The 26474-nt window shown below is 60.2% G+C and carries 20 protein-coding genes; 13 read left to right on the top strand and 7 right to left on the bottom strand.

The genetic code is table 11. From position 1 onward, the window contains the following. Nucleotides 1–19: 19 nt before the first annotated feature. From glpK to BMS17_RS17810, 10 genes are all read left to right on the top strand, one after another. Nucleotides 20–1522, top strand: coding sequence for a glycerol kinase GlpK (gene glpK / locus BMS17_RS17855; protein WP_046026549.1), 1503 nt, complete (start codon nt 20–22; stop codon nt 1520–1522). Nucleotides 1523–1617: 95 nt separating this feature from the next. Continuing rightward, a complete protein-coding gene (locus BMS17_RS17850; RefSeq protein ID WP_007943555.1) occupies nt 1618–2373 on the top strand; it encodes a DeoR family transcriptional regulator in 756 nt (251 codons plus the stop codon). 271 nt (nt 2374–2644) lie between these two features. Continuing rightward, a complete protein-coding gene (glpD, locus tag BMS17_RS17845) occupies nt 2645–4183 on the top strand; it encodes a glycerol-3-phosphate dehydrogenase (RefSeq protein ID WP_046026550.1) in 1539 nt (512 codons plus the stop codon). A 442-nt stretch (nt 4184–4625) separates the two neighbouring features. After that, nucleotides 4626–5540: a glutamate/aspartate ABC transporter substrate-binding protein gene (locus tag BMS17_RS17840; RefSeq protein ID WP_046026732.1), complete on the top strand. Its 915-nt coding sequence runs from the start codon at nt 4626–4628 to the stop codon at nt 5538–5540. A 194-nt stretch (nt 5541–5734) separates the two neighbouring features. After that, nucleotides 5735–6481, top strand: coding sequence for an amino acid ABC transporter permease (locus tag BMS17_RS17835; protein WP_046026551.1), 747 nt, complete (start codon nt 5735–5737; stop codon nt 6479–6481). Continuing rightward, a complete protein-coding gene (locus tag BMS17_RS17830) occupies nt 6481–7152 on the top strand; it encodes an amino acid ABC transporter permease (RefSeq protein WP_046026552.1) in 672 nt (223 codons plus the stop codon). Before BMS17_RS17835 ends, BMS17_RS17830 begins: the two co-directional genes overlap by 1 nt. Next, nucleotides 7149–7883 carry an amino acid ABC transporter ATP-binding protein gene (locus BMS17_RS17825; protein WP_046026553.1) on the top strand — a complete coding sequence of 245 codons (735 nt, stop codon included), beginning with the start codon at nt 7149–7151 and terminating at the stop codon, nt 7881–7883. The genes BMS17_RS17830 and BMS17_RS17825 overlap by 4 nt, the downstream gene beginning before the upstream one ends. 138 nt (nt 7884–8021) lie before the next feature. Then, a complete protein-coding gene (locus BMS17_RS17820) occupies nt 8022–9923 on the top strand; it encodes a sensor histidine kinase (RefSeq protein WP_077431342.1) in 1902 nt (633 codons plus the stop codon). Continuing rightward, nucleotides 9920–11248 carry a sigma-54 dependent transcriptional regulator gene (locus BMS17_RS17815; protein WP_077431341.1) on the top strand — a complete coding sequence of 443 codons (1329 nt, stop codon included), beginning with the start codon at nt 9920–9922 and terminating at the stop codon, nt 11246–11248. The genes BMS17_RS17820 and BMS17_RS17815 overlap by 4 nt, the downstream gene beginning before the upstream one ends. Before the next feature lie 8 nt (nt 11249–11256). Continuing rightward, entirely contained in the window at nt 11257–11586 is a 330-nt protein-coding gene (locus BMS17_RS17810; RefSeq protein WP_175649040.1) for a GlpM family protein, read from the top strand. 39 nt (nt 11587–11625) lie between these two features. On the opposite strand, the gene BMS17_RS17805 is transcribed toward BMS17_RS17810, so the two are convergent. Then, nucleotides 11626–12291: a DsbA family oxidoreductase gene (locus tag BMS17_RS17805; RefSeq protein WP_077431340.1), complete on the bottom strand. Its 666-nt coding sequence runs from the start codon at nt 12289–12291 to the stop codon at nt 11626–11628. A gap of 545 nt (nt 12292–12836) precedes the next feature. Between BMS17_RS17805 and BMS17_RS17800 the strand changes: the two genes are divergently transcribed. Further along, nucleotides 12837–13193: a DUF6124 family protein gene (locus tag BMS17_RS17800; protein WP_077431339.1), complete on the top strand. Its 357-nt coding sequence runs from the start codon at nt 12837–12839 to the stop codon at nt 13191–13193. 114 nt (nt 13194–13307) lie between these two features. On the opposite strand, the gene BMS17_RS17795 is transcribed toward BMS17_RS17800, so the two are convergent. Next, nucleotides 13308–14342, bottom strand: coding sequence for an alpha/beta fold hydrolase (locus BMS17_RS17795; protein ID WP_077431338.1), 1035 nt, complete (start codon nt 14340–14342; stop codon nt 13308–13310). Between the two features lie 204 nt (nt 14343–14546). On the opposite strand from BMS17_RS17795, the gene BMS17_RS17790 reads away from it, so the two are divergent. Then, entirely contained in the window at nt 14547–19763 is a 5217-nt protein-coding gene (locus BMS17_RS17790) for a dermonecrotic toxin domain-containing protein (RefSeq protein ID WP_077431337.1), read from the top strand. A gap of 43 nt (nt 19764–19806) precedes the next feature. Here BMS17_RS17790 and metE read toward each other — a convergent pair whose 3' ends face one another. Next, complete coding sequence (metE, locus tag BMS17_RS17785) at nt 19807–22119, bottom strand: 5-methyltetrahydropteroyltriglutamate--homocysteine S-methyltransferase (RefSeq protein ID WP_077431336.1); 2313 nt, start codon at nt 22117–22119, stop codon at nt 19807–19809. Between the two features lie 108 nt (nt 22120–22227). Between metE and metR the strand changes: the two genes are divergently transcribed. Continuing rightward, nucleotides 22228–23145 (top strand): transcriptional regulator MetR, encoded by a 918-nt coding sequence (gene metR / locus BMS17_RS17780; RefSeq protein WP_046026564.1) that lies wholly within the window; start codon nt 22228–22230, stop codon nt 23143–23145. A gap of 124 nt (nt 23146–23269) precedes the next feature. On the opposite strand, the gene BMS17_RS17775 is transcribed toward metR, so the two are convergent. From BMS17_RS17775 to BMS17_RS17760, 4 genes are all read right to left on the bottom strand, one after another. Further along, a complete protein-coding gene (locus tag BMS17_RS17775) occupies nt 23270–23767 on the bottom strand; it encodes a GNAT family N-acetyltransferase (RefSeq protein WP_046026566.1) in 498 nt (165 codons plus the stop codon). Nucleotides 23768–23769: 2 nt separating this feature from the next. After that, nucleotides 23770–24408, bottom strand: a complete 639-nt coding sequence (locus tag BMS17_RS17770; RefSeq protein ID WP_046026567.1) for a LysE family translocator — start codon at nt 24406–24408, stop codon at nt 23770–23772. A gap of 24 nt (nt 24409–24432) precedes the next feature. Continuing rightward, a complete protein-coding gene (locus BMS17_RS17765) occupies nt 24433–24867 on the bottom strand; it encodes an NUDIX domain-containing protein (protein WP_077431335.1) in 435 nt (144 codons plus the stop codon). A gap of 144 nt (nt 24868–25011) precedes the next feature. Further along, nucleotides 25012–26337, bottom strand: coding sequence for an APC family permease (locus BMS17_RS17760; RefSeq protein WP_077431334.1), 1326 nt, complete (start codon nt 26335–26337; stop codon nt 25012–25014). Between the last annotated feature and the right edge of the window lie 137 nt (nt 26338–26474).

Genomic DNA, 26474 nt, shown 5'->3' with positions numbered 1-26474 from the left:
TTCGTCCAAGGCAATCGACATGACCGACACTCAGAATAAGAACTACATCATTGCCCTCGACCAGGGTACGACCAGCTCGCGCGCGATCATTTTCGACCGCGACGCCAACGTGGTCTGCACCGCCCAGCGCGAATTCGCGCAGCATTACCCGCAAGCCGGCTGGGTTGAACATGACCCGATGGAAATTTTCGCCACTCAAAGCGCCGTGATGGTCGAGGCCCTGGCGCAAGCCGGCCTGCATCACGACCAGGTGGCCGCCATCGGCATCACCAACCAACGCGAAACCACCGTCGTCTGGGACAAGACCACCGGCCGCCCGATCTACAACGCGATCGTCTGGCAATGCCGACGCAGCACCGAGATTTGCGAACAGCTCAAGCGCGACGGTCACGAGCAATACATCAGCGACACCACGGGCCTGGTCACCGACCCGTACTTCTCCGGCACCAAGCTCAAGTGGATCCTCGACAACGTCGAAGGCAGCCGCGAACGTGCGCGCAACGGCGAACTGCTGTTCGGCACCGTCGACAGCTGGCTGATCTGGAAATTCACCGGCGGCAAAGTCCACGTCACCGACTACACCAACGCCTCGCGCACCATGCTCTTCAACATCCACTCGCTTGAGTGGGACGCGAAGATGCTGGAGATCCTCGACATCCCGCGGGAAATGCTTCCGCAAGTGAAAGCCTCTTCGGAAATCTATGGCCATACCAAGAGCGGCATCGCCATCGGCGGCATCGCCGGCGACCAGCAAGCCGCGCTGTTCGGTCAAATGTGCGTCGAGCCCGGTCAGGCAAAAAACACCTACGGCACCGGTTGCTTCCTGCTGATGAACACCGGCGACAAAGCCGTGAAGTCCAAGCACGGCATGCTCACCACCATCGCGTGCGGCCCGCGCGGCGAAGTCGCGTATGCGCTGGAAGGCGCGGTGTTCAACGGTGGTTCGACCGTTCAATGGCTGCGTGACGAACTGAAGATCATCAACGACGCCCACGACACCGAATACTTCGCCAATAAAGTGAAGGACAGCAACGGTGTCTACCTGGTGCCGGCCTTCACCGGCCTGGGCGCGCCCTACTGGGACCCGTATGCCCGTGGCGCACTGTTCGGCCTGACCCGTGGCGTACGCGTGGATCACATCATTCGTGCCGCACTGGAATCGATTGCCTACCAGACCCGCGACGTGCTCGACGCCATGCAACAGGATTCCGGCGAACGCCTCAAATCCCTGCGCGTGGACGGCGGTGCGGTGGCGAACAACTTCCTGATGCAGTTCCAGGCCGACATCCTCGGTACAAAGGTCGAGCGTCCGCAAATGCGCGAAACCACCGCACTCGGCGCCGCTTACCTGGCCGGCCTGGCGTGCGGCTTCTGGGGCAGCCTGGAAGAACTGCGTGGCAAGGCAGTGATCGAGCGCGAATTCGAACCGAGCCTGGACGAAGCCTCGAAGGAAAAACTCTACAAAGGCTGGAAAAAAGCGGTTAGCCGGACCCGTGACTGGGATCGTGAGGACGCTGAATAAGCCAGTCTGAGGGCTGACCAATACTGGAAACTGGTCGGGAGCGGATTCCTGCGGCATCATGGGCAAATTTTGCACGGCAGCCCAAAGGAAGCCCCATGAATCTGCCTCCCCGTCAGCAGCAAATCCTCGAACTGGTCCGCGAACGCGGCTACGTCAGTATCGAGGAAATGGCTACGCTGTTCGTCGTTACACCGCAGACCATCCGCCGCGATATCAATCAGCTCGCGGAAGCTAATTTATTGCGTCGCTACCATGGCGGCGCTGCTTACGACTCCAGCGTCGAAAACACCGCCTACGCCATGCGCGCCGATCAGATGCGCGATGAAAAGCAACGCATCGGCGAAGCCATTGCCGCCCAGATCCCCGATCACGCCTCGCTGTTCATCAATATCGGTACCACCACCGAATCGATTGCCCGGGCGCTGCTCAACCACAATCACCTGAAGATCATTACCAACAACCTGCATGTGGCCTCGATGCTCAGCGCCAAGGACGACTTCGACGTTCTGCTGACGGGCGGCAATGTGCGGCGCGACGGCGGTGTGGTCGGTCAGGCGAGCGTCGACTTTATCAACCAGTTCAAGGTCGACTTCGCGCTGGTGGGCATCAGCGGTATTGATGAAGACGGCAGCCTGCTGGACTTCGACTATCAGGAAGTGCGGGTGTCGCAGGCGATCATCGCCAATGCGCGCCAGGTGATCCTCGCGGCGGACTCCAGCAAATTCGGGCGCAACGCCATGATTCGCCTGGGGCCGATCAGCCTGATCGATTGCCTGGTGACCGATCAGCCGCCGGTGCCCGCGCTGGCGCAGTTGCTGAGTCAGCACAAGATTCGCCTGGAAGTCGTTTAACCGCGAAGGCGGTTAGACAACCCGTAGGAGCACGGCTTGCCGGCGATGGCGGCCTCAAGTACGTCATCGCCGGCAAGCCGTGCTCCTACAAATATCGCTGCGCCCCCCTCTCTTTATTCTTCTAGTGTTCGTAAATTTTCCTTTAGCCGCCCTTCGATGAGTTTTTTCAATCGAAGTTAACTGGCTGCGCGCCTCTTTATGGGCTACCATTTTCGCAAATGAACATTAATGTTCGAATTCAAATACATAAAATAAGCACCGAGGCCAGCCGATGCCCACTTCCACCTTGCCTACGCCCCCTCTCGCAGAGGTCTACGACATTGCCGTCATCGGTGGCGGGATCAATGGCGTGGGGATCGCAGCGGATGCCGCCGGCCGCGGTCTTTCAGTGTTCCTTTGTGAAAAGGATGACCTGGCCAGCCACACCTCTTCGGCCAGCAGCAAGCTGATCCACGGTGGTTTGCGCTACCTCGAACATTACGAATTCCGCCTGGTGCGTGAGGCCCTGGCCGAGCGTGAAGTGTTGTTGGCCAAGGCGCCGCATATCGTCAAACAGATGCGTTTCGTCCTGCCACACCGCCCGCACCTGCGTCCGGCCTGGATGATCCGCGCCGGCCTGTTTCTCTATGACAACCTCGGCAAACGGGAACAACTGGCAGGCTCCAAAAGCCTGAAGTTCGGCCCGGACAGCGCGCTGAAAAGTGAAATCACCAAAGGCTTCGAATACTCCGACTGTTGGGTTGACGACGCCCGCCTCGTGGTCCTGAACGCCATGGCCGCTCGCGAAAAAGGCGCCCACGTTCACACCCAGACTCGCTGCGTCAGCGCGCGTCGCACCAAGGGCTTGTGGCACCTGCACCTGGAACGCGCCGATGGCAGCCTGTTTTCGATCCGCGCCAAGGCATTGGTGAACGCGGCCGGCCCATGGGTGGCCAAGTTCATTCGTGACGACCTGAAGATGGAATCGCCCTACGGCATCCGCCTGATTCAGGGCAGCCACCTGATCGTGCCGAAACTGTACGAAGGCGAACACGCGCACATTCTGCAAAACGAAGATCAGCGCATCGTCTTCACCATTCCGTACCTGAACCACTTCACCCTGATCGGCACGACCGACCGTGAGTACACCGGCGATCCAGCCAAAGTGGCGATCACCGAAGGCGAAACCGATTATTTGCTCCAAGTGGTCAATGCCCACTTCAAGAAGCAAATCAGCCGCGACGACATCCTGCACAGCTATTCTGGCGTTCGGCCGCTGTGCAACGACGAGTCCGATAATCCGTCGGCCGTCACCCGCGACTACACCCTGGCGTTGTCGGGCACCGGCGAAGAAGCACCGCTACTGTCGGTGTTCGGCGGCAAGCTGACCACGTACCGCAAGCTGGCCGAATCGGCGCTGGCGCAACTGGCGCCTTACTTCACGCACATCAAGCCAAGCTGGACCGCCAGTGCCCCGCTGCCGGGCGGTGAAGACATGACCACCCCGCAAGCATTGAGCTCGCTGATCCGCGACAAATTCGACTGGGTGCCGAGCGAAATCTCACGCCGTTGGGCCACCACTTATGGCAGCCGCACCTGGCGCATGCTCGAAGGCGTGCAGAACCTCGGTGACATGGGTGAACACATCGGCGGCGGGCTCTACACCCGCGAAATCGATTACCTGTGCTCAGATGAGTGGGCAACCACCGCGCACGACATTTTGTGGCGTCGCAGCAAACTCGGGCTGTTCACCACTGAGGCCGAACAGCAGAAGCTGGCGGATTACCTGAGCAAGGTTGAACAGAATCGCAGCAAGATCGAAGCGGCCTGATCGAATTGCAGACAAACTAAAGCCCCTGAGTCTCACGACTCAGGGGCTTTTTACATTCCCCCAGACACCACCAATCCCTGTGGGAGCCGGGCTTGCCCGCGATGGCGGTGGAACAGCCAACATTAATAGTGGCTGTGCTGGCCTCATCGCGGGCAAGCCCGGCTCCCACAGGGTTATGTGCGGGGCAGGCCATTCGGTTTTCCGAACGCGACCTATTGGTCGATTCGGATAACCGGATTATTCCTCGCAAAAAAACCCGCCACAAATATTTAATATCCTTATAAATCAATGATTTGATGTGAGGCTCCTGGCCTGGCACGAGTCATGCTCTACACTCTTGGACGAACACCTGCCACATCCCTTTCCGGGGCCAGCAAGCATTCGAAGCACAAAAGGGCCGATGAACTGGCTCCATAAAAAAAACAATGTCGAGGAAAATTTGATGCGCATCGTTCCCCATATCCTGGGCGCAGCCATTGCTGCCGCTCTGATCAGCACTCCAGTTTTCGCCGCCGAACTCACCGGCACCCTGAAGAAGATCAAAGAGTCCGGCGTGATCACCCTCGGGCATCGCGATGCCTCCATTCCGTTCTCCTACATTGCCGACGCTTCCGGCAAACCGGTTGGCTACTCCCACGATATCCAGCTGAAAATCGTCGAAGCCATCAAGAAAGACCTGGACATGCCCAACCTCGAGGTCAAATACAACCTCGTGACTTCGCAAACCCGTATCCCGCTGGTGCAAAACGGCACCGTGGACGTCGAGTGCGGCTCCACCACCAACAACGTGGAACGTCAGCAGCAAGTTGACTTCTCCGTCGGCATCTTCGAAATCGGTACCCGCCTGCTGTCCAAGAAAGGTTCGGCTTACAAAGACTTCGACGACCTCAAAGGCAAGAACGTCGTGACCACCGCCGGCACCACGTCCGAGCGCATCCTCAAGTCGATGAACGCCGACAAGCAGATGGGCATGAACGTCATCTCCGCCAAAGACCACGGCGAATCCTTCCAGATGCTGGAATCGGGTCGTGCCGTTGCGTTCATGATGGACGACGCCCTGCTGGCCGGTGAAGCCGCCAAAGCCAAGAAGGCTGATGACTGGGCCGTGACCGGCACTCCGCAGTCCTATGAAATCTACGGCTGCATGATGCGCAAAGGCGACGAGCCGTTCAAAAAGGCTGTGGATGACGCCATCAAGGCCACCTACGCCTCGGGCGAGATCAACAAGATCTACGACAAATGGTTCATGCAGCCAATCCCGCCAAAAGGCCTGAACCTGAACTTCCCGATGAGCAACGAGCTCAAGGCCCTGATCGCCAGTCCGACCGATAAAGCGGCTGCCGACAAGAAGTCCTGATTTTCTGACTAACCTTATCTCCTGAGAGGGTCACGGCCCTCCCAGGAGTTTGTCACTCCCTGCTGGCATTTTTGGAAACACTCGAACCGGTGGCTGTCGAGCCGCTCGTGTGTGCCTGAACTTCAAGGTTCGGGCGGGAACGGAGCTTCCCCAGGCGGGCACTTGTACATCGATCGATCTGAGGGGAGACCCTAATGAATTACAACTGGGACTGGGGCGTGTTCTTCAAGTCCACCGGCGTTGGCAGCGAGACTTATCTCGACTGGTACATCGCCGGTTTGGGCTGGACCATTGCCATCGCCATCGTGGCCTGGATCATTGCCCTGACGCTGGGCTCGATCCTGGGCGTCATGCGCACCGTGCCGAATCGCATCGTATCGGGCATCGCGACCTGCTACGTCGAACTCTTCCGTAACGTGCCGCTGCTGGTTCAGCTGTTCATCTGGTACTTCCTGGTGCCCGATCTGCTGCCTGCCGACCTGCAAGAGTGGTACAAGCAGGACCTCAACCCGACCACTTCGGCGTTCCTCAGCGTCGTCGTCTGCCTGGGCCTGTTCACCACCGCTCGCGTTTGCGAACAAGTGCGCACCGGCATCCAGGCCCTGCCAAAAGGCCAGGAATCCGCGGCTCGTGCCATGGGCTTCAAGCTGCCACAGATCTACTGGAACGTGCTGCTGCCCCAGGCCTACCGGATCATCATTCCGCCGCTTACCTCGGAATTCCTCAACGTGTTCAAGAACACGTCCGTGGCCTCGCTGATCGGCCTGATGGAATTGCTCGCGCAAACCAAACAGACCGCCGAGTTCTCCGCGAACCTGTTCGAAGCGTTCACCCTGGCAACGCTGATCTACTTCACCCTGAACATGAGCCTGATGTTGCTGATGCGCATGGTAGAGAAGAAAGTCGCCGTACCGGGCCTGATCTCCGTAGGGGGTAAATGATGGAATTCGACTTCTCGGGCATCATCCCGTCCCTGCCGGGTTTGTGGAACGGCATGGTCATGACCCTCAAGCTGATGGTCATGGGCGTGGTCGGCGGCATTGTCCTCGGCACCATCCTGGCGCTGTGCCGTCTGTCCCACAGCAAACTGCTGTCGAACCTTGCCGGCGCCTACGTTAACTATTTCCGCTCGATCCCGCTGCTGCTGGTCATCACCTGGTTCTACCTGGCGGTGCCGTTCGTACTGCGCTGGATCACCGGCGAAGACACCCCGATCGGCGCATTCGCCTCGTGCATCGTGGCCTTCATGATGTTTGAAGCCGCGTACTTCTGCGAAATCGTCCGGGCCGGTGTGCAATCGATTCCCAAAGGTCAGATGGGCGCCGCCCAAGCCCTGGGCATGTCGTACGGCCAGATGATGCGCTTGATCATCCTGCCGCAAGCGTTCCGCAAGATGACCCCGCTGTTGCTGCAGCAGAGCATCATCCTGTTTCAGGACACCTCGCTGGTCTACGCCGTCGGCCTGGTGGACTTCCTCAATGCTTCGCGCGCCAGTGGCGACATTATTGGCCGCTCCAATGAGTTCCTGATTTTCGCGGGTCTCGTGTACTTCATCATCAGCTTTGCCGCCTCGCAGCTGGTCAAGCGTCTGCAAAAAAGGTTCGCCGTATGATCTCTATCAAAAGCATCAACAAGTGGTATGGGGACTTCCAGGTACTGACTGATTGCAGCACCGAGGTCAAAAAAGGCGAAGTGATCGTAGTGTGCGGGCCATCCGGTTCCGGCAAATCGACCCTGATCAAATGCGTCAACGCCCTGGAGCCGTTCCAGAAAGGCGACATCGTGGTCGATGGCACGTCCATCGCCGACCCGAAGACCAACCTGCCGAAACTGCGTTCGCGCGTGGGCATGGTGTTCCAGCATTTCGAGCTGTTCCCGCACCTGACCATCACCGAAAACCTGACCATCGCGCAGATCAAGGTGTTGGGCCGCAGCAAGGAAGAGGCTACCAAGAAGGGCCTGCAACTGCTTGAGCGCGTAGGCCTGTCGGCTCACGCCCACAAACATCCGGGCCAACTGTCCGGTGGTCAGCAGCAGCGCGTGGCGATTGCCCGTGCACTGGCGATGGACCCGATCGTCATGCTGTTCGATGAACCGACTTCGGCGCTGGACCCGGAAATGGTCAACGAAGTGCTCGACGTGATGGTGCAACTGGCCCACGAAGGCATGACCATGATGTGCGTGACCCACGAAATGGGCTTCGCCCGTAAAGTGGCGGACCGGGTGATCTTCATGGACGCCGGCAAAATCATCGAAGACTGCCAGAAAGAAGAGTTCTTCGGTGACATCAGCGCCCGCGCCGAACGGACACAGCACTTCCTCAACAAGATTCTGCAGCACTAAGAAAAACACCGCTCTCCTGTAGGAACACGGCTTGCCGGCGATGGCGTCATGGTGGATGTCATCACCGGCAAGCCGTGCTCCTACAGGGGCAGGTGATGATCCGAAGATTTGTGTTGTGGTTGACCCAAGGCATCTGTGATGAAATGCGACCCCACTCTCTATCGCGCCGCGCCGCCATCACTTGCCGTGAAACCCCGTCTGGTTCGCCATTTATTCCTGCCGCCGCTGATCATCGCCCTGATGATCGGATTGGGTTTTGCCGGCTTCTGGATCAGTGAACACTATGGCATTCGCAGCCTCAGCGAGAACGGCCAGCGTCAGCTCGAACTGCACGCCCGCGCCGTCGAGAGTGAAATCAGCAAATACACCTACCTGCCCAGCCTGCTGGAACTCGAAACCAGCGTACCCACGCTGCTGGCCGACCCGACGCCAGAACATCGGCAAACGGTTAATGAATACCTCGAAGGCCTGAACCGGCGCAGCCGCAGTCGGGCTATCTATGTGATGGACACCACTGGCCGCGTCATGGCCACCAGTAACTGGCGCGATGTCGACAGTTACCTGGGCGAAGACCTGTCCTTCCGTGCCTATTTCCAGAATGCCGTGCGCGGTCAGCCGGGGCGCTTCTATGGCATCGGCAGCACCAACGGCGAACCCGGCTATTACCTGGCCCATGGCCTGGAAGAACACGGCAAGATCATCGGCGTCGCGGTGGTCAAGGTCCGTCTCGAAGCCATGGAAGAACGCTGGCAACGGGCGCGCCTCGAAGCCTTCGTCAGCGACGAAAACGGCATCATCATCCTGTCCAGCGATCCGGCACGACGACTGAAGTCGGTGGTGCCGTTGAGCGATGAGACCAAGGAAAAACTCGCCCGCAGTCTCCAGTACTACTGGTTCCCATTGAACGAACTGCAACCGCTGGCCCGTGAAACCCTGGCCGAAGGCGTGGAAAAACTGACCTTCCCCGCCAACAGCGAAGTGGCGTCCGACGAAGAAAACATCAGCTACCTGGCTCAGACCCGGCCCTTGAGCGACACGCCGTGGAACTTCACCCTGCTCACGCCGCTTCAGGATTTGCGCCGCGAAGCGATCAATCAGGGGATTCTGGTGGCGGTGGCCTTCGCCCTCGTGGCGTTCCTGTTGATCGCCTGGAACGAGCGACGCAAAGTGATTGCCACCCGCCTCGCGGCCCGGGAAGCCTTGCAGGAAGCCAACAATCAACTGGAGCGTCGGATTACCGAACGCACCACCGACCTGCGCGCCAGCAACGAACGGCTCAAGGGCCAGATTCGTGAGCGCCGGCACGCCGAAGAGACGCTGCGCCGGGCTCAGGATGAACTGGTACAGGCCGGTAAACTCGCGGCCATCGGCCAGATGTCGACCAGTATCGCCCACGAATTGAACCAGCCATTGGCCGCGCTGCGGACCTTGTCCGGCAACACCGTGCGCTTTCTGGAGCGCGGTCAGCTGGATGTCGCCAGCACCAACCTCAAGACCATCAATGAACTGATCGACCGCATGGGCCGGATCACCGCCAGCCTGCGCTCCTTCGCGCGTCGCGGTGACGACAAAGGTCAGGCAAGCCTTGGCAAAGCCATTGACGCTGCCTTGCAACTGCTCGGCGGTCGGGTGGAAAGCGCGCACCTGCAATTGCATCGCGACTTCAGCGACGTGCAGGTGCAAATCGACCAGACCCGCCTCGAACAGATTCTGGTCAACCTGATCGGTAACGCCCTTGATGCCATGCAGGCTCAACCGGTGCCGGAACTGTGGCTGGAAGGCGACGTGTTCGACGGCAAGTATCGCCTTCGTGTGCGCGACAACGGCCACGGCATTGATGCCGAAGCGCGCAAGCATCTGTTCGAGCCGTTCTTCACCACCAAACCCGGTGAACAAGGCCTGGGCCTTGGCCTGACCCTGTCCGCCAGCCTGGCCGCAGCCACCGGCGGGCAACTGGGTGTCGAACACCCGGCCAGCGGTGGTACCTCTTTTGTCCTCAGTTTACCGTTGGTAAGCCCTACTTCCGCCGAGCCAATATGAACAACGACCTTAGCGTGCTGATCGTCGAAGACGACCCCCATGTGCTGCTCGGCTGCCAACAGGCGCTGACCCTGGAAGACATTCCCTGCGTGGGCGTGGGCAGCGCCGAGGAAGCACTGGAACGCGTCGGCGACAACTTTGCCGGCATCGTCATCAGTGACATTCGCCTGCCCGGCATCGATGGCCTGGAACTGCTGAACCGGCTCAAGGCCCGTGATCGCAGCCTGCCGGTGGTGTTGATCACCGGCCACGGCGACATTTCCATGGCCGTCGGCGCGATGCAAAAAGGCGCCTATGACTTCATGGAGAAACCCTTCTCTCCCGAACGCCTGGTGGACGTTGCACGTCGGGCCCTGGAACAACGCAGCCTCGCCCGTGAAGTCACTTCGTTGCGTCGACAACTGGCGGAGCGCGACTCCCTCGAAGGCCGGATCATTGGCCGCTCGCCCGCCATGCAGAACCTGCGTGAGCTGATCGCCAACGTCGCCGACACCTCGGCCAACGTGTTGATCGAAGGCGAGACCGGCACCGGTAAAGAACTGGTCGCGCGCTGCCTGCATGACTTCAGTCGCCGCCACACCAAACAATTCGTCGCGCTGAACTGTGGCGGCTTGCCGGAAAACCTGTTCGAAAGCGAAATCTTCGGTCACGAGGCCAACGCTTTCACCGGCGCCGGCAAGCGGCGCATCGGCAAGATCGAACACGCCGATGGCGGCACGCTGTTCCTCGATGAAGTGGAAAGCATGCCGTTGCCGCTGCAAATCAAATTGCTGCGGGTATTGCAGGAACGCACCCTCGAACGCCTCGGTTCGAACCAGAGCGTGGCGGTGGATTGCCGGGTGATCGCGGCGACCAAGTCCGACCTGGTCCAGTCGAGCAAGGCCGGCGAATTCCGCAGCGACCTGTATTACCGCTTGAATGTCGTGACGCTGGAATTACCGCCGCTGCGCGAACGTCGCGAAGACATCCTGCAATTGTTCGAACATTTTTTGCAGCAGTCGTCCCTGCGTTTCGACCGCATCGCCCCGGAGCTGGATAACCAGACCGTGTCGAACCTGATGAGCCACGACTGGCCCGGCAACGTGCGCGAGTTGCGCAACGTCGCCGAACGCTTCGCCCTCGGCCTGCCCGCCTTCAAGAAGTCCGGCGCCAGTGGCAACAATCAAGGGTTGGCCTTTGCCGAAGCGGTCGAGGCCTTCGAACGCAACCTGCTCAGCGACGCCTTGCAGCGCAGCGGCGGCAACCTGACCCAGGCCAGCCTGGAACTGGGAATGGCCAAGACCACCCTGTTCGACAAAGTCAAAAAGTACGGGCTGAGCCACTGATGGATCTGATTCTAAAAGCCGCTTTGGGCGCGGCAGTGGTGCTGATTCTGGCGGCATTGGCCAAGACCAAAAACTATTACATCGCAGGCCTGGTGCCGTTGTTTCCGACCTTTGCGCTGATCGCGCATTTCATCGTCGGCAAGGGGCGCTCAATCGAGGACTTGAAGACCACCATCGTGTTTGGCATGTGGTCGATCATTCCCTACTTTGTTTACCTGGCGACGTTGTACGTGATGGTCGACCGGATGCGCCTGGAGGCTTCGCTGGCGGTGGCGGCAGTGGGCTGGTTGATCGCGGCCACCGTGCTCGTCAGTGTCTGGGTTCGCCTCCAGTCTTGACCACCACCCGCTCCCACATTAATCTCGCTCGTCGTACGATCAACTCACGGTGCCGCCCTTGGCCTCGCTCATGATCTGGCGAATCGCCCCGACAAACGTCTCCACCGGCTGCCCGCCAGTCACCGCGTACTGCCCGTTGAACACCACGGTCGGCACCGAACTCACGCCACGCGACAGCCACAATTGCTCTTCCTCGCGCACCTCTTTGGCAAATTCATCCGACGCCAGAATCGCTTCTGCCCGCTGGCGATTGAGCCCCACGCCTTCGGCGATCTGCGCCAGTTGAGCGTGATCGGAAGGGTTGCCGCCCTCGGTGAAGTACGCCCGGAACAAGGCGTCTTTGAGATTGAACTGCAAGCCTTCCAGCCCCGCCCAATACAACAGGCGATGGGCATCAAAGGTGTTGTAGATGCGGCTGTCTTTACTGGTGCGAAATTCGAACCCGACCTCGGCACCACGGGCGCGGATCATCTCGCGGTTTTTCTGCGATTGCTCAGGCGTTGAGCCGTATTTCTCGGTGATGTGTTCGGTGATGTTCTGGCCTTCGGGGGCCATTTTCGGGTTCAGTTCGAAGGGCTGAAAACGGATCTCGGCCTGGACTTCATCGCCCAGCAAGTCCAGGGCCTGGGTCAGGCCGTACAAGCCGACGACGCACCAGGGGCAGGACACGTCGCTGACGAAATCGATTTTCAGGGGGTTACTCATCGCACACCTCGCTGGCTTGAATGGCGCTGGAAAGTTCGCACGATACACCTGACTGACCCGCGTTGGCAGTCATCCCCCAATCCCTGTGGGAGCCGGGCTTGCCCGCGATGGCGGTGTGTCAGTCGATACCTGCTGTGACTGAAATGACGCCATCGCGGGCAAGCCCGGCTCCTACAGGTTTTTGGGGTGTTTTTAGGGGGTGTTTAGTTCTGTTTAGGGTTACTTCCTGAAAGCTACAGCGCCTTGCGCCGTCGCCTACAACCACGTCAGAATCCGCCGGCTTGTGCGCCTGGAGGCCCGTCGGTAACTTGGTTCCTGTCACTGATTTCCAGTGATCGGGTTTAGTAGCCCGGATTACCCCTCAAGACGGATGCATAAGCGTCATTCAGTCAGGTTTTCACCTGCACTTGATGGTGGCTGTGTGCATGGCACCCTCGGGTGCGCCGGGTTTGAGGGAGTTACCGGTCTACTAACTTGCGCACAGCTACCACCCCTACCGTTTAGTAGCGAGAGAGGTTGTAGCCCTACTAAAGGTAAATCCCTCAATGTTCAAAATTACTCCAAACCCACCGGAAACCGACGACGTTTCCCCCTACGAACCCCCTGAGTCCAAAAAGCTCAACAAAGCCGCCGACCGCGCCCTCGACTACTACCTCAAACCGGTCATCCCCAAAGACACGCCCCGCAAACCCAGCACGATCTACCTCGTCGCCCCCGACACCGACAACGAAACCTTGCTGGTCAACGCCTGTGAGACGTTGGCGTCAGCGAGTGTCATGTTGAGCAACTTCGCCGCAACGGTTGACGGCACCCAGCGCAACACCGTGCTCGGCATTCAGCAGTCCGTCATGCTCGGCGAACTCGCGGTGAACCGGATGCTGGATAACGTCGTCCCCACATAAATCCGGAACTGTAGGAGCGGGCTTGCCCGCGAAGGCGGTGTATCAGTCAATGTAGATGTCGACTGACACGACGCTTTCGCGAGCAAGCCCGCTCCTACAGTTTGATTTGGGGGATTACAAGAGATTCGGCGCAGGCACCGGATCAATCTGCGCCCAATGCGAAGTGTCTTCGCGATGCTCTTGCAAGTACGGCAACACCGCCGCCAGCAACGGCTCTTTAAAGGCTTCCTGGAAGCGATGCGCCAACCCCGGAATCAACTTCAACTGACTCCCGCGAATATGCGCCGCCAAATGCACGCCGTGCATCACCGGCAACAACGGATCAGCCGTGCCATGCACCACCAGCGTCGGCACGCGTAGCTGATTGAGCAGGTCCACGCGACTGCGCTCGGCGAGGATCGCCATGATCTGGCGCTTCACACCTTCCGGGTTGAACGCCCGGTCATAGGACTGCGCCGCCTGCTGCAACAAGGCCTGCCGATCATCTGTCACCGACGGGCTGCCCAACGCCGCGAGCAAGTCAGCTTGTTGCTCCAGCGCCACTTCGCGATTCGGCGCGCCACGACGCGACAACAATTGCACCAGCGCCGCACTCGGCGCCGGCAAGCCTTCGGCACCGGAGCTGGTCATGATCAAGGTCAGGCTTTCCACACGCTGCGGCGCCATCGCCGCCATGTGCTGGGCGATCATCCCGCCCATGCTCGCGCCCAATACGTGAAATTGCTCGACGTGCAGCGCGTCCATCAGGCCAAAGGCATCGTCGGCCATGTCGGTCAGGGTGTACGGCGCCGACACCGGCAAGCCGAGTTTGTAGCGCAACGCTTCAAACGTCAGGTTGGCCTCGGCCGGGGTCTGCCGCCACGTGGAGAGGCCAACATCGCGGTTGTCGTAACGAATCACCCGAAAGCCCTGCTGACACAGCGCAACCACCACCTCGTCCGGCCAGTGAATCAATTGCCCACCCAGGCCCATCACCAGCAACAGCGCCGGGTCGGACGCACGGCCAATGCTCTGGTACGCCAGGCTCACCTGCGCCAGATCGACGTGTTCGGTTGGAACGTTGACATCACAACGAGAGGCCGCCAACGACGGCAGGCCAAATAGCAACGCGGCCAGAAAAATGGCTTTAGAAAAAAAAGACGCACTCATGAAAAAACACCAACACGCAGAACCCCAGTAGAGCGCGAGTCTGATGAAGTTTGTTCAAGCGCGCTGCCACAGTTGCGTGACAGTTTCGTGAATATCGCCCAATGGTCGATACGATAACTATGTAGTGCCACGCAGGGCCGTAAATTGCCTTCAATGACGCGCTCAGAGCGGACACGCCGCTCTCCTGCACAGAGCTATGTCGTCATGAAAGAACGTGTGTTCAGCGCCTTGCCCGATTCCCCGCCGGTCGTGATGGCGGCCCTTCCCCCCCTGAAAAACAACCCCGATGAAAGCCTGCTGCTGAGCGCCACGACACGCTGGCGCGAGAGCAGCCGGGCCTTGCAGGCGCTGTTCAGCGCCGCGCCGCACAGAGCACACCGTAACGAACCCTCGCTCAACGAACGCTGGAATGCCTATTGGGGCACCCGAGCCCCCGGTACGCCGTTATCGCGACGCGAGTGGGCCGGGCAGTTGTATCGCAACCATTTCGAGGCCTGTGCTCAAGTGGCCTTTGCCCGCAGAACCCTGAGTGCTGAACAGTTGAAGCCGTTGCAATTGATCATCGATCCGCCTGCCGAAGGGCTTTTTCTGGACAATCAACCCGTGCGGAGTGAACGGCTGACGTTGATTCTGAGCGACAGCGGCACCCTGAAATTCCCCGCTGCCTGGGTCATCAGCGTCGGGGATGGGCCTGCCATCGCACAGTGGCTGTACCTGCCCGAGCGTCCCGTTCCCATTCAAGTCTTCCCTCAGCGCAGCGACATGGAAGCCTGGTTATCCGGGCAATCGCTCATCCCCCAAGGCCTGCCGGAGGATGACGTGCGCTTTGAATACACCGCCAACGCTCAGCCGCTGATATCAGGCATTACTGAACTGCTGCTCCACCCGCATCACACCAACACCGTGATTTTCGCCCTGCCGCCGGACGTTGAAGTGACGGTGGTTGACGAAGATGATCCGCCGCTGTTTGGCAGCCTGTTCGCCGACATCCCCTGGTCCCTGCGCCAAGCCGCGTTGAACCGGCAGCGTGATGCCCTCGAAGCGCTGCTGGGTGATGCGTTTGAAAGTGACCGGCAACGACCCTTCGAGGCAGCAATGAAGGCGTTGGAGCAGGCAGAGCAGACCGCCGACACCGCCGCCCGCGCCCTGCTTTACCGGTCACGTACCCTCGACTTTACGACCATCAACCGCGCGTTCAGCGCGCTCTATCAGGCACACCAGGATGGCTTGCGCGCAGAGGCCGACATTCAACGGGCCCTCAAGCAACTCGACAGCGATGAATTCAGCCTGCTCCAGGCCGTGCTGGACACACCGCTCGCCGCCAATCGCGATACCGGCATCATCGCCGCCAGCCTGACACTGTCGATGACCGACCCAACCGGCAACGTCACGACGCAGTTGCTCAATGGACCGTTCGTGATCACCCGAGCGCCACTCGACGCCGCTTCATCCCACAGCCTTTTACTGTACTGGCCCGGCAGTGGTGGCGGCTTGCAACAGTTCGCCAATCGCACCGAACTGGAGCGGCAGGTGTTCAAGATTCAGGACCGGGATCTGGTGCTGGCCTTGCAACTGAAAAAAATCGAAACCGACCCGCTGCATGACAGCCTCGATCAACTCACCCGCCATTCCGAAGACAGCGCAGCGCACATCCGCCAGTCCACGCCCGACGCCGCTCAGGCGCTACTGCGTGCAGACGAACTGGAAAAACTGCGCAAACAAACGCTGGCCACCTTGCAGGTGCCGGTGCACGCCGCACGAAGCCTGGCGTTCTCGCACCAGTTGGAGCAAAGCCGCAGTGGCGCGCTCTTCTCCCTGCTGCCCGAGTGGCTCGCCACCTTGTCGGCGTCCGAGCGTGTTGAACTCAAGGCCCTGTTCGAGGCTTACCTCCTGGCGATGCGCCGCAGTCACCAACAGCTGGAAACCGCCTTGGCGCCGCGTGACGATTTCACCCGTCAGCAGGTGCAGGCCCGCCTGCGCCAGGACTTCGCGCTCAAGGGGCATTTTGAGGTGCAACTTGATCTGCCCGATTCGGTGACGCTGCAAAAACAACTGGCGCAAGGAGCCGCCCCGGGAACCCCGCAAAAACTCGTCGCGGTCCCCAGTCAAACCCGCAACAACATGTCCCTCGAAGAACTCGCGCAACTGAACCTCGACAACACCCCCTCGATGCAACTGGAGCCTCTTTCACTGCGACTGGGCTTTATGCGGGTGGACGTTACGGCAACGGACCCCGCCGAACGTCAGGCATTGCTACGCGGCATCACCTTGCCCTGGCTACGCAACGTCTTGCCGGAACTTGATCTGCCCCAGGCCTACGAAACACTGATCCGCGATGCCTTCACCGGCTCGGCCAGCGAGGCCGTGTTTGTGCAGGCACATCGTCGCGAATGCCTGATCGATCCGTGGCGCCTGATGCTGACGTTGCAGGGGACCTGCGCGCGTCTGCAAAAACAGATCAATCAAGTCGAATGGCAGGTGCTGAAGATCGCCATTGAGGCCAACACCCCTGACGCCTGGAACGTAGATGGCCAACGCATCGTGATCCGGCCGGCGTACCTGAGCGCTGGCGGCAAGGACACGCCCAACGAGGGGCCCACAACCTTATCCGGGGTGACGTTCATTGAAGAGCAAGTCAGCCGGATGACCCTGCTGTATCTGCCGGATAGCCCCGATGGGCAGTTCCTGCGTCGCTACGACAACCTGGAAGCGGCTCGCGGGGCCTTGTTCAATCTTTGCCTGCGTCGCGAAATGGTCGACTACCTGGCAGGACGAGCGTTGCAAGGCCGGGTGCCAGCCCATGTCAGCCGCATCAATCAGGCCGTGCTTAAACATTTCGACGCCATGATCGGGGTCGGCGAGCCGTGGCCAAAAACCACGTCACTGGCGGCCCATCTGCTCGATGCCCATATGGGGCGCCTGATCGAAACCCATCGCGCAACGTCCCGTTCCAACGATGACCTGTACCTGGAGCGCTACGCTCTCAGCGGTCCGAGGGCGTTCAATTACATGAGAATGGCCTTGGGCGTGGTGCCCTTTGTCGGCTCGGCCATTGCCCTTTACGACGCCTGGAGCAGTGCCAACCGGGCTGTCGCGTCGCTGCTGCGCGGCGACGTGGGTGATGGTGTGACCGAGATTGAGTCGGTGCTGCTGTCACTGGTCGATGCCGCCTTGGATATTCTTCCGGGGGTTGCCGCAAGGCCCCAATCAGCCAAAAGCGCTCGCGCGCTGACGCGCCTTCGTCAGTTGGAGGCATCAGGCCGCCACGCCGGTGCATTGCAAGCCAGGTCACAGCACCAGGCGCGACATGGCTTCAATCGCTTCGCCGGCTACGATTATGAACAGCCGATTTCCCTTGCCGGACTGCTGCCGGCTACCCACGGGATCTACCGCAACATTTACCGGCATGCGGACGGCGATTTCATCGTTCGCCAAGGGCGCATCTTTCAGGTTGAACGCAGCACCGACTCACGAAACTGGCGACTGACCGGCACCCGCCAGAAAACCTATAAGCAACCGGTTGGCCTGGATGAGGTGGGGTGTTGGGACACTTACTTCGGTGTCTATGGGGTAACGTTCGAGGGGGGCGGGCTGGGCGGCGGCAATCTGCTCGGGCACCTGGCGGACCGGCTCGACCCGATCTGGCCGGCGGCCATTCGCGAACGCCTGCCGCGTTGGTGGGCCGACCAGGCGTTTCGCCGTCAGAACGCGTTGACCGAAGCGGCAGACGATTTCGCCCCGCAACTCGACGCCCGGGTCAAGCACACCAATGCCCTGATTAAAACGTACAACACCAGCACGCTTGAGCAGCGTCCGGCATTGATACCGGCCACCGAAACCGCGTGTATCGGCGACATCGAACTCGCCAGCCGACACTATGAAACGCTGGCTGAGCTATTCCCCCTGACCCATGGCAACAAGCGGCGCGTGCTCAAGGACATGCAGAGCCATGACGCCCTGCTGATCACCGATCGGTACAGGCAACGGGTGTTCCTGGCCAATCATCGGGCCGATCCGTTGATGGACCGGATCGACGATCTGGTCGCCCAACTGGATGCACTGCCGGGCGATGCGATCAGCGAACGCGTGCGGATTCTGGAAGACACCCGAAAACTGCGCGTGCAGTTCATCCGCGAACTGGATCACATCGATGCCGGGATGCGCGATCTCAACCTCTGGTACGAACGTATTTCAGTCAGCAACCACAAGGCACAAATTACCGGCGAAGTCATGATGCTGAGCGGGCGGCTCAACGAAGCCAACCTGCTCTACTTGAGAACCGGTCACCTGCTGGAAGTCGTCAAACGCTTTGATCATTCACGGGACGTCTCCTGGTTCTACCTGCAAGGCCAGACAGAAAATCTGCGGGTCAAAGTCGACCGGGCCTTGTTCACCCAGTTCAGCCTGGCGGAAGTCATCGCCACCAAGGCCCAGCGCAATCAAATCTTGCAGGAATGTCTCGATCTTTATGGTGCCTTTCGCCGCGGGATGAACGCCTGGACCGCCAGTTATCCGCAACACTTTCATCAGGACGCCGTGGTGCCACTGCTGGAGGGCCTCGAAAAAATGGCCGAGCGCGCACGCAAGGGCATCGATCAACAGGCGCCCGCCTCTGTTGCCGGCAAGCGCAGCAAAAAAGTGTTCACCACCGAAGACGATCAATTGCTGATCGGAGTGGAGCGCTGGGAGCCGACAACGCAAAAGCGCCAATACACCCTGACCGGACAGGGCGGATTTGATGAAGTGTGGGAACAAGGTACAAACGGCAAGTTTCGCCTGCTGAACCCGCCCGAGCCAGCAACCCATACGCCTCAACGGGACCTTGGCGCGTTGGTCGAAGATGCTCGCAGCCGCCTGCAATCCCAGGAGGCTTACAAGATCAGGATTCAATCTTATGCGGCGCACGACATGCTGCCAGTGGACCTGGAGCACATGATGACCAGTGAAGCCGGCGAGTTGACCCACCGCGCGATAGCCATCGAGGCGGTTGCCCCGCAACACCCGCTCATCGAGCAACTGCGCAACAAGGCGACCGAGCTCGTTGCCAGCGGACGCCAGATGCGTACCCGGCAATCCTTGCGTACCCAACAACCGAGCGATGGAATGCTGGATGACCTGATCAGTCACAACGCCGTGGAAATACGCAAGACAAGCCCGATCAAACACCTGGGCAAACGTCATGACGGGCGAAGCGATCACCTGCAGGAATATGAAATATGGGACGTGACCGCGCAACCGCCCAAACTGTTGTGGTATGCCCACTTCCACTACGCCAAGGCGGCCCCTGCGTTCGCCGAGTTCGAAAAGGCGCACCTGAAACTGCCCGAACATCGATTGCTGACCCACGCCGACAACGCCGCGCTGCCTTACGCGGACATCGGCAAAAAGTCAGCCGCGCTCAGGCATTTTGATCAGGGCTAAAAAGCAAAACGGGAGCGGCTGGGCCGCTCCCGTTTCACTGTTTTCAAGCCAACTGGCTGCGCAACTGTCGGGCCGCCGCCACCATGTTCACCAGCGCCGCTTCAGTCTCTGGCCACGCCCGGGTCTTCAGACCGCAATCGGGGTTCACCCACAAGCGCTCGGCTGGAATGCGCTTCACGGCTTTGCTCATCAACTTGACCATCTCGGCGGTGTCCGGCACCCGTGGCGAGTGGATATCGTACACACCCGGCCCGATGTCGTTCGGGTAGTCGAAGGCTTCGAAGGCCTCCAGCAGTTCCATGTCCGAACGCGAGGTTTCGATGGTGATCACGTCGGCGTCCATGTCGGCGATGGCCTTGATCACGTCATTGAATTCGCTGTAGCACATGTGAGTGTGGATCTGCGTTTCATCGCGCACACCCGATGCACTCAAGCGGAACGCTTCGACTGCCCAGTCGAGGTAGTCCTGCCATTGCGCCCGGCGCAGGGGCAAGCCTTCACGGAACGCGGCTTCGTCGATCTGCACGATCTTGATGCCGGCGGTTTCCAGGTCCACCACTTCGTCCCGCAGGGCCAGCGCTAACTGCTGCGCCTGGACTTTGCGCGACACGTCTTCACGGGGGAACGACCACATCAACATGGTCACGGGACCGGTGAGCATGCCTTTCATGACCTTGTCGGTCAGGCTCTGTGCGTAGGAGATCCAGTCGACCGTCATCGCGTTCGGGCGGCTCAGGTCGCCGTAGATGATCGCCGGTTTGACGCAGCGCGAGCCGTAGCTCTGAACCCAGCCGAAGCGGGTGAACAGGTAGCCGTCCAGTTGCTCGGCGAAGTACTCGACCATGTCGTTGCGTTCGGCTTCACCGTGCACCAATACATCCAGGCCCAGGCGCTCCTGCACTTGCACCGCGTGGCGGATTTCGCTGTGCATCGCGTCGGTGTAATCGTTGGCCGACAGCCTGCCTTGCTTGAACGCCTGACGGGCCAGACGGATCGCGCCGGTCTGCGGGAACGAGCCGATGGTGGTGGTCGGGAATGTCGGTAGTTTCAGGCGAGCGCGTTGCTGTTCGACGCGTTGGGCAAACGGCGAATGGCGCTGGCTGTCCGCAACGCCAATGGCAGCGATACGCGCCTGTACGGCGGCTTTGTGGATACGCGGCGACTCGGCACGACTGGCCGCAATTGCGCGGCTCTGGGCCAGCGCCGCTTGCACGCTGGGCGATTGCGGGTCGTTGAGGGCATCACGCAGCACGGCGATTTCGCCACACTTCTGCACGGCAAACGCCAACCAGCTTTTCAGTTCGGGATCGAGCGTGTCTTCGCGGCGCAGATCCACCGGGCTGTGCAGCAACGAGCACGAACTGCTGACCCACAGGTTGTCGCCAAAACGCTCTTGCGCCGGTTGCAGCTGAGCCAGCGCCTGCTCCAGTTCGCAGCGCCAGACATTGCGACCGTTGACCAGACCGACCGACAGAATCTTGTAGGTCGGCAGGCGATCCAGCACCTGGCCCAGTTGATCCGGGGCACGCACGGCGTCGATGTGCAGACCTTGCACCGGCAGGCCGACGGCCAGGCCGAGGTTGTCTTCCAGGCCGCTGAAGTAGGTCGCAACCAGTTTCTTCAGCGGCGAGTATTGAAGGATGTGGTAAGCGCGTTCGAACGCATTTTTCCAGGCTTGCGGCAGGTCGAGGGTCAGGATCGGCTCGTCGATCTGCACCCATTCAACCCCTTGCGCGGCGAAGCGACCGAGGATTTTGTTGTACACCGGCAGCAGGCGTTCCAGCAGGTCGAGCTTGTCGAAATCGTTGCCTTTGGCCTTGCCCAGCCACAGGTAAGTCAGCGGGCCGATGATTACCGGTTTGACGGTGTGACCGAGGGCTTTGGCCTCATCGACTTCGTCGAACAGTTGTTCCCAGCTCAACTGGAATTGTTGGTCAGCGCTGAATTCCGGGACTAGGTAGTGGTAGTTGGTATCGAACCATTTGGTCAGTTCCTGGGCGTATTGCGCGGTGCTGTGTTCGCCGCCGCAGCAACTGGCCGTGGCGCCACGGGCCATAGCGAACAAGGTGTCGAGGGTCGGCAGGCCGGCGGCATCCTTGGTGCTGTCGAAACGCTCGGGGATCACACCGAAGGTCAGCGAATGGGTCAGCACCTGGTCGTACCAGGCGAAATCGCCCACGGGCAGCAGGTCGATCCCGGCGCCTTTCTGCAATTGCCAGTGCATGGCACGCAATTGGCGGCCAACGCGGTCCAGGGCAGCCTGATCAATGTCGCCCTTCCAGTAGGATTCGAGGGCTTTTTTCAGTTCACGGTCCGCGCCGATGCGTGGGAAACCAAGTGTGTGGGCCAGAGCCATGATGTATTTCTCCCTGTAAAAGATGGCGCTATTGTCGACAGCCAACCCAACATGAGACAAACTCAACCTTTTCGTGTTGATCACAAGTTTTCCTCATGGAGCCATCCGGTGCTTGAAATCCGTCACCTGAAGACCCTGCACGCCTTGCGCGAAGCCGACAGCCTGGTCGATGCCGCCGACCGCCTGCACCTGACGCAGTCGGCCCTGTCCCACCAGTTCAAGGAACTGGAAGAGCGCATGGGCATGCAGTTGTTCGTGCGCAAGACCAAACCGGTGCGCTTCACCAGCGCCGGTTTGCGCCTGCTGCAACTGGCCGACGCCACCCTGCCGTTGCTGCGCGGTGCCGAACGCGATATCGCACGATTGGCCGGTGGCACGGCAGGCCGTTTACACATGGCGATCGAGTGCCACAGTTGCTTCCAGTGGCTGATGCCGACCATCGACCAGTTCCGCGATGCGTGGCCGGAAGTCGAGCTGGACCTGGCCTCGGGGTTTTCCTTTGCTCCGCTGCCGGCACTGGCTCGCGGTGATCTGGACCTGGTGGTGACGTCCGACCCACTGGACATCGCCGGTATTACCTATGTGCCGCTGTTCACCTATGAAGCCATGCTCGCGGTGGCCAACCAGCATCGGTTGGCGAGCAAGGCCTACATCGTTCCGGAAGATCTGCTGACCGAAACCCTGATCACCTACCCGGTGGAGCGTGATCGACTGGACATCTTCACGCGTTTCCTCGAACCGGCCGACATCGAACCGGCGCAAGTGCGCACCTCGGAATTGACGGTGATGATGATGCAACTGGTGGCCAGCGGACGCGGCGTGTGCGGCATGCCGCACTGGGCGCTGCACGAATACAGCTCACGGGGTTACGTGAAGGCCAAGCGGCTGGGCGAGAAAGGCTTGTTTGCGACGCTGTACGCAGGGATCCGCGCGGACATGCTGGATGCGCCGTACATGCGTGATTTCTTGCTGACGGCCAAGGACACGTCGTTCTCGACGCTGGATGGCGTCAGCGCCGTTCGCTAGGAACACACATACCCTGGTAGGAGCCGGGCTTGCCCGCGATGGCGATTTTCCAGTCAATGTCTGCGGCGACTGACACACCGCCATCGCGGGCAAGCCCGGCTCCTACAAGATCTGTCGGTGGGGTTTAGAGTTCACGCCACATATGGATCTTGTCGAAGTAATCCTCACCCACGCGCACGGCCATGGGTTCGAGGCCGAACTGGATGAAGCCGCAACGGCTGTACAAGTTGAACGCGGTGTCGTTGCCGGCGGTGACGGTCAGTTTGATCAGCCTCAAGCCCTGATGCTTGCCCGCCTCGGCCAACGCTGCCTGCACCAGTTGCTGCCCCACCCCGCGCTGGCGGAGGGTGCCCGAGACGTACATGCCAAACAGCGTCGCCTTGTGCCGGGCCTTTTCCCGCGCCTCGAACGCCAGCCCGACGATGCCCGCCAGCCGCCCTTCTACAAACGCCCCGAGCACCACATCCAGTTTGCTGGTCAGGCGCCCTTCCCACCCACTCAGCGGCATCGCGGCGCGCTCGCGCACGCTGGAGGTGAACGCCTGCGGATGCCGGTCGTAGGCTTCGAGCATCAGTTCCCGATAGGCCAGGGCATGACTGGCGTCCAGCCGCTCAATCCACATGTTCAAACCGTCCTGCGTTGCTCAAGCATCAGCCGCACCGCCAGCGTCGCCAACACAAAACTCATGAAATAACGCTGCACCGCCAGCCAGGTCGGGTTGTTGACGAACCACGAGGCGATGCCGGCCGCGAACAACGCGATCAGTAGATTGACGCAGAAGCTGACACTGATCTGCGTCAGGCCAAGGATAAGGCTTTGGCTGAACACCGAGCCGTGTTCAGGGTTGATGAACTGTGGAAACACCGACAGGTAAAACACCGCAATCTTGGGGTTCAACGCGCTGGTGAGAAAACCCATGGTGACCAGTTTGCGTGACGAGTCCGGCGGCAACTGCTGCGCCTCGAACGGTGAACGCGCGCCGGGTTTGACCGCCTGCCAGGCCAGCCACACCAGGTACAACGCCCCGGCCCATTTCAAGACTTCGTAGGCCATCGGCACGGCCAGGAACACCGCGGTCAAACCGGCCGCGGCGGCGAACAAGTGGACAAAGAACCCCGCGACCACGCCCAACAATGACGTCACGCCCGCCTTGCGCCCCTGGCAGATTGAACGGGAAATCAGGTAGATCATGTTCGGCCCCGGTGTCAGCACCATCAGCAATGCGGCGGCGGCGAAAATCAGCAAATCTTGAAGCGGGATCATGGGCAGTCCTTCGTCCGTAATTGATCAGGCAGGTTCGGTCAGCGAAGCTCGATAAAACGGCAGGATCAGGTCGCGTGTCAATGGCGCCAGCGTGATATCACCGTCGGTGGTCGGGTCAATCCAGATCACTTCTTCGATTTCGGCGGCGGGGGTGACGTCCTCCTCGATGGCCAGCCGAAAAAGTTCGGCCTCTACGACAAAACCCGGCTCGTTGGCGGCCGGTGCCGAGAATTTCCCGAGGTAGCTGGCGTGCGACGGATCGATGACTAACCCCAGCTCTTCTTCCAGCTCGCGGGCCAAGGCGTGAACCGGCTGCTCATGGGCTTCGATCTTGCCGCCCGGTTGCATAAAGGCCTGGGTGCCGCGCTTGCGCACCAGCAATGTGCGGCCGTCGGGGCCGATCAACAGGGCGGCGGCGATGCGGATGATGCGTGGCGTATCAGCGGATGGACGGGTCATGGATCGGAATTGGCCTTGGGAAAAAGCCGCAAGGTTCACATAAGTGTCTGTGCATCGTCACGGGGAAAAATATCTGCAACTCACTGCCGAACCTTTGTGGGAGCGAGCTCGCTCCCACAGGGTTCTGTACTGCAAGCCGATTGCTTATGTAGCTTCCTGGAAATCCATCTCCGGTGGCTGGCGACGGAAACCGCCGGTCAGCACCGCCAGGTACACCACGCCAATCGCCAGCCAGCTCAGGCCCAGGTAAATCGCCAGGTGGTCGAGGCTGACCATCAGCCACAAGTCCGCCACCAGACCGATGAACGGGAACACCAGGAACAGCACCAGCTCACGCGGGCCTTTTTTCTCGCCGCCGATCCAGTAGTGAAAAATCACCGACAGGTTGACCAGGCTGAAGGCGAGGAACGCGCCGAAGTTGATGAACGAGGTCGAGGTGGTGACGTCCAGTTTCAGCGCCAGCAACGCGACGACCGCGCACAACAGGATGCTGTTGACCGGGGTGCCGAATCGTTCGTGCAAGGTGCCAAAGAACGATTTTGGCAGCACACCGTCACGGCCCATGGCGAACAACAGACGCGAGCCACTGGCCTGTGCCGAAAGGCCCGAGGCGAACTGGCCGACGATCAGGCCGATCAGGAAGATCGACACAAACAGGTCGCCGCCGATGTTGCGGGCAATCTCGTAGGCGGCCGAGTCAACGTTGTCGAACTGGAACGAAGGATGCGCGATCTGCACGAAGTACGAGACGCTGACGAAGATCAGCCCGCCGACCAGGGTAATCAGCATGATTGCCCGAGGGATGGTGCGGCGCGGGTCGCGGGTTTCTTCGGTCAGGGTACTGACCGCGTCGAAGCCCAGGAACGAGTAACAGGCGATGGCTGCGCCGCTCATGATCAGCGGCATTTGCATGTCGCCGTTGAAGAACGGTTTGATCGACCACAACGGTGTGCTCGCGTCGCCCCCCACGTAATGGATGCACAGCGCAACAAAGGCGATCAGTACCAGCGCCTGCACCAGCATCAGCAAGGCGTTGACGCCGTTGGCCAGTTTCAGGCCGACGATGTTGATCGCGCTGGTGATGCCGATGAACGCCAACACCCACAGCCATTGCGGCACTGCGGGGAAGGCCGAGTTGAGGTAGGCGGCGCCGATCAGCCAGATCGCCATTGGCAGGAACAGGTAATCGAGCAACACCGCCCAACCGGCGATGAAACCGAGCTTGGGGCTGATGGCTTTGCGTACGTAGCTATAAGCCGAGCCCGCGACAGGGAACGCCGAGGCCATTCGGCCGTAGCTCATGGCGGTGAAGAACATCGCCACCAATGCCGCCAGGTACGCGGCCGGCACCATGCCGGCGGTGGATTGAGCGAGGATGCCAAAGGTGCCGAGCACAATGATCGGCGTCATGTAGGCAATGCCAAACAGCACCACCGACCCCAATGACAGGGTGCGTTGCAAACGAGCCATGAGCGACTACTCCGAATTTATTAGATTTATGGCAGAGCCGAGTTCGGCGCTAAATTTCGGGTTACGTTGTTGTTCTAGGTTTCACGCCGACAGAACTGTGTTGCCTGTCAGGGCCTCATCGCGGGCAAGCCCGCTCC

Source organism: Pseudomonas sp. C9 (assembly GCF_002000165.1).
Classification (GTDB): Bacteria; Pseudomonadota; Gammaproteobacteria; order Pseudomonadales; family Pseudomonadaceae; genus Aquipseudomonas.
The sequence above is the reverse complement of the archived record's forward strand: the minus strand, read 5'-3'. Positions and strand labels throughout refer to the sequence as shown.

Coding starts and splice junctions, on each gene's coding strand:
- BMS17_RS17760 (WP_077431334.1), bottom strand. CDS start 26,337: ATGGCTCGTTTGCAACGCACCCTGTCATTGGGGTCGGTGGTGCTGTTT.
- metE (WP_077431336.1), bottom strand. CDS start 22,119: ATGGCTCTGGCCCACACACTTGGTTTCCCACGCATCGGCGCGGACCGT.
- BMS17_RS17800 (WP_077431339.1), top strand. CDS start 12,837: ATGTTCAAAATTACTCCAAACCCACCGGAAACCGACGACGTTTCCCCC.
- glpD (WP_046026550.1), top strand. CDS start 2,645: ATGCCCACTTCCACCTTGCCTACGCCCCCTCTCGCAGAGGTCTACGAC.
- BMS17_RS17795 (WP_077431338.1), bottom strand. CDS start 14,342: ATGAGTGCGTCTTTTTTTTCTAAAGCCATTTTTCTGGCCGCGTTGCTA.
- BMS17_RS17825 (WP_046026553.1), top strand. CDS start 7,149: ATGATCTCTATCAAAAGCATCAACAAGTGGTATGGGGACTTCCAGGTA.
- BMS17_RS17840 (WP_046026732.1), top strand. CDS start 4,626: ATGCGCATCGTTCCCCATATCCTGGGCGCAGCCATTGCTGCCGCTCTG.
- BMS17_RS17815 (WP_077431341.1), top strand. CDS start 9,920: ATGAACAACGACCTTAGCGTGCTGATCGTCGAAGACGACCCCCATGTG.
- BMS17_RS17835 (WP_046026551.1), top strand. CDS start 5,735: ATGAATTACAACTGGGACTGGGGCGTGTTCTTCAAGTCCACCGGCGTT.
- glpK (WP_046026549.1), top strand. CDS start 20: ATGACCGACACTCAGAATAAGAACTACATCATTGCCCTCGACCAGGGT.
- BMS17_RS17830 (WP_046026552.1), top strand. CDS start 6,481: ATGGAATTCGACTTCTCGGGCATCATCCCGTCCCTGCCGGGTTTGTGG.
- BMS17_RS17850 (WP_007943555.1), top strand. CDS start 1,618: ATGAATCTGCCTCCCCGTCAGCAGCAAATCCTCGAACTGGTCCGCGAA.
- BMS17_RS17775 (WP_046026566.1), bottom strand. CDS start 23,767: ATGTGGATTGAGCGGCTGGACGCCAGTCATGCCCTGGCCTATCGGGAA.
- BMS17_RS17805 (WP_077431340.1), bottom strand. CDS start 12,291: ATGAGTAACCCCCTGAAAATCGATTTCGTCAGCGACGTGTCCTGCCCC.
- BMS17_RS17790 (WP_077431337.1), top strand. CDS start 14,547: ATGAAAGAACGTGTGTTCAGCGCCTTGCCCGATTCCCCGCCGGTCGTG.
- BMS17_RS17765 (WP_077431335.1), bottom strand. CDS start 24,867: ATGACCCGTCCATCCGCTGATACGCCACGCATCATCCGCATCGCCGCC.
- BMS17_RS17770 (WP_046026567.1), bottom strand. CDS start 24,408: ATGATCCCGCTTCAAGATTTGCTGATTTTCGCCGCCGCCGCATTGCTG.
- BMS17_RS17820 (WP_077431342.1), top strand. CDS start 8,022: ATGAAATGCGACCCCACTCTCTATCGCGCCGCGCCGCCATCACTTGCC.